The sequence below is a fragment of the Enterobacter quasihormaechei genome (assembly GCF_004331385.1).
GTDB lineage: Bacteria > Pseudomonadota > Gammaproteobacteria > Enterobacterales > Enterobacteriaceae > Enterobacter > Enterobacter quasihormaechei.
Window position 1 is genome coordinate 129,867 of the sequence record NZ_SJON01000011.1, and the last position, 7,893, is coordinate 137,759.

Below are 7,893 nucleotides of genomic sequence, written 5' to 3' on the forward strand. Positions count from 1 at the left end.
CCGCCACCTGTATTGACGTTTTCACATTCTGTTGACAGATTGTAGGGCACGAGGGGCATTTCAGGGAGGATCTGCGCTGCAACTCAAACGCTCTTCTGAAAGGATTCTCTATCCCTTTTAACGCCTTCGGGCATCACCGACCGGACCGGGTAAAAAATAAATAAAGGTCAGGCGGCGTAACACAACAAAGCAAAACATCACATTGGAGCACAATAATGAGTATTTCCTTGAAGAAGTCAGGGATGCTGAAGCTTGGTCTGAGCCTGGTGGCCATGACCGTTGCAGCAAGCGTACAGGCAAAAACCCTGGTTTACTGTTCTGAGGGCTCTCCGGAAGGCTTTAACCCACAGCTCTTTACCTCTGGTACGACTTACGACGCAAGCTCAGTACCGATCTATAACCGTCTGGTTGAATTTAAAACCGGCACCACGGAAGTCATTCCTGGCCTGGCTGAAAAGTGGGATATCAGCGAAGACGGTAAAACCTATACCTTCCACCTGCGCCAGGGCGTGAAGTGGCAGGACAGCAAAGAATTTAAACCTACGCGCGACCTTAACGCCGACGACGTGGTGTTCTCCTTCGACCGTCAGAAAAATGCCCAGAACCCGTACCATAAGGTCTCTGGCGGCAGCTATGAATACTTCGAAGGGATGGGCCTGCCGGACCTGATCGCTGAAGTGAAGAAAGTGGACGATAAAACCGTTCAGTTCGTGCTGACGCGTCCGGAAGCACCATTCCTGGCTGACCTGGCCATGGACTTCGCCTCTATTCTCTCTAAAGAGTACGCGGACAACATGCTGAAAGCCGGCACCCCGGAAAAAGTGGACCTGAACCCAATCGGTACCGGCCCGTTCCAGCTGCTTCAGTACCAGAAAGATTCGCGTATTCTGTATAAAGCCTTCCCGGGTTACTGGGGCACCAAGCCACAGATCGACCGTCTGGTCTTCTCCATCACGCCTGATGCATCCGTGCGTTATGCAAAATTGCAGAAAAACGAATGTCAGGTGATGCCGTATCCAAACCCGGCTGACATCGCGCGCATGAAGCAGGACAAAAACATCAACCTGATGGAGCAGGCGGGCCTGAACGTGGGTTATCTCTCCTTCAACACCGAGAAGAAACCGTTCGATGACGTGAAAGTGCGTCAGGCGCTGACCTACGCGGTGAACAAAGAAGCGATCATCAAAGCCGTTTACCAGGGCGCGGGCGTTGCAGCCAAGAACCTGATCCCACCAACCATGTGGGGCTATAACGACGACATCAAGGACTACACCTACGATCCTGAGAAAGCGAAAGCGCTGCTGAAAGAAGCGGGCCAGGATAAAGGCTTCACCGTGGAGCTGTGGGCGATGCCGGTACAGCGTCCATACAACCCGAACGCACGCCGTATGGCGGAAATGGTTCAGGCTGACTGGGCGAAGATTGGCGTACAGGCCAAGATTGTGACCTACGAGTGGGGCGAGTACCTGAAGCGCGCCAAAGCGGGTGAGCACCAGGCGGTCATGATGGGCTGGACCGGTGACAACGGGGATCCGGACAACTTCTTCGCCACCCTGTTCAGCTGTGCGGCAGCGAAAGACGGTTCCAACTACTCTCGCTGGTGCTACAAGCCGTTTGAAGACCTGATCCAGCCGGCGCGTGCGACCGACGATCACAACAAACGTATTGAACTGTACAAGCAAGCGCAGGTTGTCATGCACGATCAGGCTCCGGCGCTGATTGTTGCTCACTCCACCGTGTACGAGCCAGTGCGTAAAGAAGTCAAAGGCTACGTGGTTGATCCACTGGGCAAACACCACTTCGAAAACGTGTCTGTTGAATAATTAAAAGCAACGCCAGGCGGCGCTGCGCTTGCACTGGCCTACGGTATGTAGGCCGGGTAAGCGTAGCGCCACCCGGCAGCAGTGCTTTATTCCCTCTCCATCAGGTGAGGGGATAAGATTTGTGAGCAATACAGACGTCACGCCACTGGGCGTGCGTCATCAGAGAGAATCCGGGTTATGTTGCAGTTCATCCTCCGACGTCTGGGACTGGTTATCCCGACGTTTATCGGTATCACCCTTCTCACTTTTGCCTTCGTCCATATGATCCCGGGTGATCCGGTGATGATTATGGCGGGCGAGCGTGGTATCTCCCCTGAACGTCATGCGCAACTGCTGGCTGAACTCGGCCTTGATAAGCCGATGTGGCAGCAGTACCTCCACTATATCTGGGGCGTCTTGCACGGCGATTTAGGCATTTCACTGAAAAGCCGACTTCCGGTGTGGGACGAGTTCGTGCCGCGTTTCCAGGCGACGCTTGAACTGGGCATCTGCGCCATGATCTTTGCGACCGCGGTGGGGATTCCCGTTGGCGTACTGGCTGCCGTTAAGCGTGGCTCTATTTTCGACCACACCGCCGTTGGCCTGGCACTGACCGGCTATTCCATGCCTATCTTCTGGTGGGGCATGATGCTGATCATGCTGGTATCGGTGCAGTGGAACCTGACGCCGGTCTCCGGGCGCGTCAGCGACATGGTCTTCCTTGATGACACCAACCCGTTAACCGGCTTCATGCTGATTGATACGGCGATCTGGGGCGAAGAGGGCAACTTCATTGATGCGGTTGCGCACATGATCCTGCCCGCAATGGTGCTGGGCACCATACCTCTGGCGGTAATCGTGCGTATGACCCGTTCTTCCATGCTGGAAGTGCTGGGCGAAGACTATATTCGTACTGCCCGCGCCAAAGGCCTGACCCGTATGCGCGTCATCATCATTCATGCCCTGCGTAACGCGATGCTGCCGGTGGTTACCGTTATCGGTTTGCAGGTGGGTACGCTGCTGGCGGGGGCGATCCTGACCGAAACCATCTTCTCCTGGCCGGGCCTCGGACGCTGGCTGATTGACGCGCTGCAACGCCGTGACTATCCGGTGGTGCAGGGTGGTGTACTGCTGGTCGCGACGATGATTATCCTCGTCAACCTGCTGGTCGATTTGCTGTACGGCGTGGTGAACCCGCGTATTCGTCATAAGAAGTAAGGGGCCATCATGTCACAAGTTACTCAAAATAAAGCGGTCTCTGCGCCGGTGCCTATGACGCCAATGCAGGAGTTCTGGCACTACTTCAAGCGCAACAAAGGCGCGGTCGTCGGGCTGGTGTATGTTTCCATCATGATCCTGATTGCGGTGTTTGCGAACTTCCTCGCCCCGTATAACCCGGCAGATCAGTTCCGCGATGCGCTGCTCGTGCCGCCAGTCTGGCAGGACGGCGGCAGCGTTGCCCATCTGCTGGGCACCGATGACGTGGGCCGTGATGTGCTGTCGCGCCTGATGTACGGCGCGCGCCTGTCGCTGCTGGTTGGCTGCCTCGTGGTGGTGTTGTCGCTGATCATGGGCGTGGTGCTCGGCCTGGTGGCGGGCTACTTCGGCGGCATCGTTGATAACGTCATCATGCGTATCGTCGATATCATGCTGGCATTGCCTAGCCTGCTGCTGGCGCTGGTGCTGGTGGCGGTCTTCGGCCCGTCGATAGGTAACGCTGCGCTTGCGCTGACGTTTGTTGCGCTACCGCACTACGTGCGTTTAACCCGTGCGGCGGTGCTGGTGGAAGTGAACCGCGATTACGTTACCGCGTCTCGCGTGGCGGGTGCCGGTGCGATGCGCCAGATGTTCATTAATATCTTCCCGAACTGCCTTGCGCCGCTGATCGTTCAGGCGTCGCTCGGTTTCTCTAACGCCATTCTCGATATGGCCGCTCTTGGCTTCCTTGGCATGGGTGCGCAGCCGCCAACACCGGAGTGGGGCACCATGCTCTCCGACGTGTTGCAGTTCGCGCAAAGCGCCTGGTGGGTCGTCACCTTCCCGGGTCTGGCGATTCTGCTGACGGTGCTGGCATTTAACCTGATGGGTGATGGTCTGCGTGATGCGCTTGATCCCAAACTGAAGCAGTAAGAGGCACGAGATGGCGTTATTAAATGTAGATAAATTATCCGTGCACTTCGGCGACGAAGGCACACCGTTTCGCGCCGTGGACCGCATTAGCTACAGCGTAAATCAGGGCGAAGTGGTTGGTATTGTTGGGGAGTCTGGCTCGGGTAAATCCGTCAGCTCGCTGGCGATCATGGGGCTGATTGATTACCCCGGCCGCGTGATGGCGGAAAGTCTGGCGTTCAACGGTCAGGATCTGAAGCGTATTTCCGAGAAACAGCGCCGCCAGCTAGTGGGCGCGGAAGTGGCAATGATCTTCCAGGACCCCATGACCAGCCTGAACCCGTGCTACACCGTCGGTTTCCAGATTATGGAAGCCATTAAGGTGCATCAGGGCGGCAATAAGAAAACCCGACGTCAGCGCGCTATCGATCTGCTGACGCAGGTGGGTATTCCCGATCCGGCATCGCGTCTGGACGTTTACCCGCATCAGCTCTCCGGCGGGATGAGCCAGCGCGTGATGATCGCCATGGCTATCGCCTGTCGGCCAAAGCTGCTGATTGCGGATGAACCGACAACCGCGCTGGACGTGACCATCCAGGCGCAAATCATCGAGCTGCTGCTGGAGTTGCAGCAGAAAGAGAACATGGCGCTGGTGCTGATTACGCACGACCTGGCGCTGGTGGCGGAAGCGGCACACAAAATCATTGTGATGTATGCGGGCCAGGTGGTGGAGACCGGAAGTTCGCACGATATCTTCCGCGCGCCACGTCATCCGTATACGCAGGCACTGCTGCGCGCGCTGCCGGAGTTTGCTCAGGACAAGGCGCGTCTGGCGTCGCTGCCGGGCGTGGTTCCGGGCAAATACGACCGTCCGCAAGGCTGTCTGCTTAATCCGCGCTGCCCGTATGCCACGGACAAATGCCGCGCTGAGGAGCCAGAGCTGAATCTGCTGGCCGACGGTCGACAGTCAAAATGCCACTACCCACTCGATGATGCCGGGAGGCCAACACTATGAGTACGCACCAGGCCACCACGCAACAGCCGCTGTTGCAGGCTATCGACCTGAAAAAACATTACCCGGTGAAGAAGGGGATTTTTGCTCCTGAACGCCTGGTGAAAGCGCTGGACGGCGTCTCCTTTAGCCTCGAACGCGGTAAGACGCTGGCGGTAGTAGGGGAGTCAGGCTGCGGGAAATCCACGCTGGGCCGTCTGCTGACGATGATTGAAACGCCTACCGGCGGCGAGCTTTACTATCAGGGCCAGGATCTACTCAAGCACGATCCGCAGGCGCAGAAGCTGCGTCGTCAGAAAATCCAGATCGTGTTTCAGAACCCGTACGGCTCTCTGAACCCGCGAAAAAAAGTCGGACAAATTCTGGAAGAGCCGCTGCTGATTAACAGCAGTCTGAGCAAAGAGCAGCGTCGTGAAAAAGCGCTGGCGATGATGGCGAAGGTGGGCCTTAAAACCGAGCATTACGATCGCTACCCGCACATGTTCTCTGGCGGCCAGCGCCAACGTATTGCCATCGCCCGCGGTTTGATGCTTGATCCGGACGTGGTGATTGCCGATGAGCCCGTCTCGGCGCTCGACGTGTCCGTGCGCGCGCAGGTGCTTAACCTGATGATGGATTTGCAGCAGGATCTGGGGCTGTCGTACGTGTTCATCTCGCACGATCTGTCCGTGGTTGAGCACATTGCCGATGAGGTGATGGTGATGTACCTGGGGCGCTGCGTGGAGAAGGGGACGAAAGATCAGATCTTTACTAATCCGCGTCACCCGTACACCCAGGCGCTGCTGTCTGCGACGCCGCGGCTTAACCCGGATGACCGCCGTGAGCGTATCAAGCTGACCGGCGAGCTGCCGAGCCCGCTGAACCCGCCGCCGGGCTGCGCGTTCAACGCCCGCTGCCGTCGCCGCTTTGGTCCGTGCACGCAGTTGCAGCCACAGCTGAAGGATTATGGTGGACAGCTGGTGGCCTGCTTCGCGGTCGATCAGGATGAAAACGGCGAAAAGCCGCAGGCATAAAGAAAAAAACCGGCGATAAGCCGGTTTTTTTTCGTCTGAGGTCTACTTCCGTAGCCGAATCTGGTCGACGGCGTGTTTCTCGCTCTTGGTGAGGATCAGGCTTGCACGTTCGCGCGTCGGCAGGATGTTCTCTTTCAGGTTTACGTAGTTGATCTCATTCCATAGCCCTGTCGCCACGTTGATAGCCTCTTCTTCAGAGAGCTGGGCGTAGTTATGGAAGTAGGAATCCGGGTCGGTGAACGCCCCTTCGCGGAACTTCAGGAAGCGGTTGATATACCAGCGTTGCAGCAGTTCTTCCGGCGCATCCACATAAATTGAGAAGTCGACAAAGTCAGAGACAAACACGTGATGCGGATCGTGAGGATAATCCATCCCGCTTTGCAGAACGTTTAACCCTTCCAGAATCAGGATGTCGGGCTGCACAACCGTTTTGTCGCCATCCGGGATACGGTCGTAAATCAGATGCGAGTAAACCGGTGCGGTGACGTTAGGCACGCCCGATTTTAAATCAGAGACAAACTTCACCAGGCGGTGCATATCATAAGAGAGCGGGAAGCCCTTCTTCTTCATCAGGCCGCGTTCTTTCAACACCTCATTGGGATGCAGGAAGCCATCGGTGGTGATCAGCTCCACGCTGCGGTGCTCCGGCCAGCGGCTCAGCAGCGCCTGTAGCACGCGCGCGGTGGTACTTTTACCCACTGCCACGCTGCCCGCAATACTGATGATATAAGGAATACGTTGACCGTTCGTGCCGAGGAACTGTTCCAGCACGGCCTGACGACGCAAATTGGAGCTGATATAGAAGTTAAGCAAGCGAGAGAGGGGGAGATAGATTTCTGCCACCTCTTCCAGGGAGAGATCTTCGTTTATCCCTTTTAGCCGTGCGATTTCACCTTCCGTCAGCGTCATAGGGACGGAGTCACGCAGGGCTGCCCACTGGCTACGGTTAAACTGAAGATAGGGCGTCATTAACGTTTGCTCTTTTTTGCTCATAAGCATGCTTCTGTGAACCATCACGAAACGGCGGGTGCGGGCTCATCACATAGTTAATTTTGGACAATGGGCAGGAGGTTAACACCAGATGAGAGGAATAATAAGAAAAAATATGGGAAAGCGATGCTTAATCGGATAGGTATCACCTGGGGCTATAGCGTGCCGAAATCAGCCGTTCATGTTGAATTTTTAACCGTGAGCGGATGAATTTACAGCGGTTAGCCCTGGTTTCGAATAAAATGTGAGCGAAAGAACGTTTTATGCAATTTTTTAGTTGCATGACTGCGCAGGTCTCCATAGAATGCGCGCTACTTGATGCCGACTTAGCTCAGTAGGTAGAGCAACTGACTTGTAATCAGTAGGTCACCAGTTCGATTCCGGTAGTCGGCACCATCAAGTCCGGTGGGGTTCCCGAGCGGCCAAAGGGAGCAGACTGTAAATCTGCCGTCACAGACTTCGAAGGTTCGAATCCTTCCCCCACCACCACTTTCTGGCAGCGTCAACGCCGCCGGAGCTGGTTGGAAAAATTGACCAGCTCGAACAGAAAAGAGAGAAATCTCTTTTTTTGTTACAGAAAGAACTGGGTAGCCGAGTTTCAGGATGCGGGCATCGTATAATGGCTATTACCTCAGCCTTCCAAGCTGATGATGCGGGTTCGATTCCCGCTGCCCGCTCCAATACGTGCTGATATGGCTCAGTTGGTAGAGCGCACCCTTGGTAAGGGTGAGGTCCCCAGTTCGACTCTGGGTATCAGCACCACTTCACTTCTCCCTCCCTTTCTCTCTGTTTCAATGTAAATGTATTCAACAGTTCAGGCATTTTCGCCTGGTTGATGTGGTGATATCACCGATTTATCCGTGTCTTAGAGGGACAATCGATGTCTAAAGAAAAGTTTGAACGTACAAAACCGCACGTTAACGTCGGTACTATCGGCCACGTTGACCATGGTAAAACAACGCTGACC

Annotated in this window: 7 protein-coding genes and 4 tRNA genes; 10 read left to right on the plus strand and 1 reads right to left on the minus strand. The window is 55.7% G+C overall.

Annotated features, from left to right (window positions below):
• Nucleotides 1–215: 215 nt before the first annotated feature.
• From dppA to dppF, 5 genes are all read left to right on the plus strand, one after another.
• Nucleotides 216–1,823: a dipeptide ABC transporter periplasmic-binding protein DppA gene (gene dppA / locus E0L16_RS15230; protein WP_063452209.1), complete on the plus strand. Its 1,608-nt coding sequence runs from the start codon at nt 216–218 to the stop codon at nt 1,821–1,823.
• Nucleotides 1,824–2,000: 177 nt separating this feature from the next.
• Nucleotides 2,001–3,020: a dipeptide ABC transporter permease DppB gene (gene dppB / locus E0L16_RS15240; RefSeq protein ID WP_022646696.1), complete on the plus strand. Its 1,020-nt coding sequence runs from the start codon at nt 2,001–2,003 to the stop codon at nt 3,018–3,020.
• Nucleotides 3,021–3,029: 9 nt separating this feature from the next.
• Nucleotides 3,030–3,932 (plus strand): dipeptide ABC transporter permease DppC, encoded by a 903-nt coding sequence (dppC, locus tag E0L16_RS15245; protein WP_063452210.1) that lies wholly within the window; start codon nt 3,030–3,032, stop codon nt 3,930–3,932.
• 10 nt (nt 3,933–3,942) lie between these two features.
• Nucleotides 3,943–4,926: a dipeptide ABC transporter ATP-binding protein gene (gene dppD, locus E0L16_RS15250; RefSeq protein ID WP_063868897.1), complete on the plus strand. Its 984-nt coding sequence runs from the start codon at nt 3,943–3,945 to the stop codon at nt 4,924–4,926.
• Nucleotides 4,923–5,936, plus strand: coding sequence for a dipeptide ABC transporter ATP-binding subunit DppF (dppF, locus tag E0L16_RS15255; RefSeq protein ID WP_063452212.1), 1,014 nt, complete (start codon nt 4,923–4,925; stop codon nt 5,934–5,936). The genes dppD and dppF overlap by 4 nt, the downstream gene beginning before the upstream one ends.
• Nucleotides 5,937–5,978: 42 nt before the next feature.
• On the opposite strand, the gene coaA is transcribed toward dppF, so the two are convergent.
• On the minus strand, nt 5,979–6,929 hold the full coding sequence (gene coaA / locus E0L16_RS15260; RefSeq protein ID WP_063868899.1) for a type I pantothenate kinase: 951 nt from the start codon (nt 6,927–6,929) through the stop codon (nt 5,979–5,981).
• A 317-nt stretch (nt 6,930–7,246) separates the two neighbouring features.
• Here coaA and E0L16_RS15265 point away from each other — a divergent pair.
• The 5 genes from E0L16_RS15265 to E0L16_RS15285 form a co-directional block, all read left to right on the plus strand.
• Nucleotides 7,247–7,322 (plus strand) — tRNA-Thr (locus E0L16_RS15265).
• A gap of 8 nt (nt 7,323–7,330) precedes the next feature.
• A tRNA-Tyr gene (locus tag E0L16_RS15270) sits at nt 7,331–7,415 on the plus strand.
• 116 nt (nt 7,416–7,531) lie between these two features.
• A tRNA-Gly gene (locus E0L16_RS15275) sits at nt 7,532–7,606 on the plus strand.
• Nucleotides 7,607–7,612: 6 nt separating this feature from the next.
• Nucleotides 7,613–7,688, plus strand: a tRNA-Thr gene (locus E0L16_RS15280).
• A 118-nt stretch (nt 7,689–7,806) separates the two neighbouring features.
• On the plus strand, nt 7,807–7,893 hold an 87-nt coding region (locus E0L16_RS15285), incomplete at its 3' end, for a GTP-binding protein (RefSeq protein WP_002436303.1).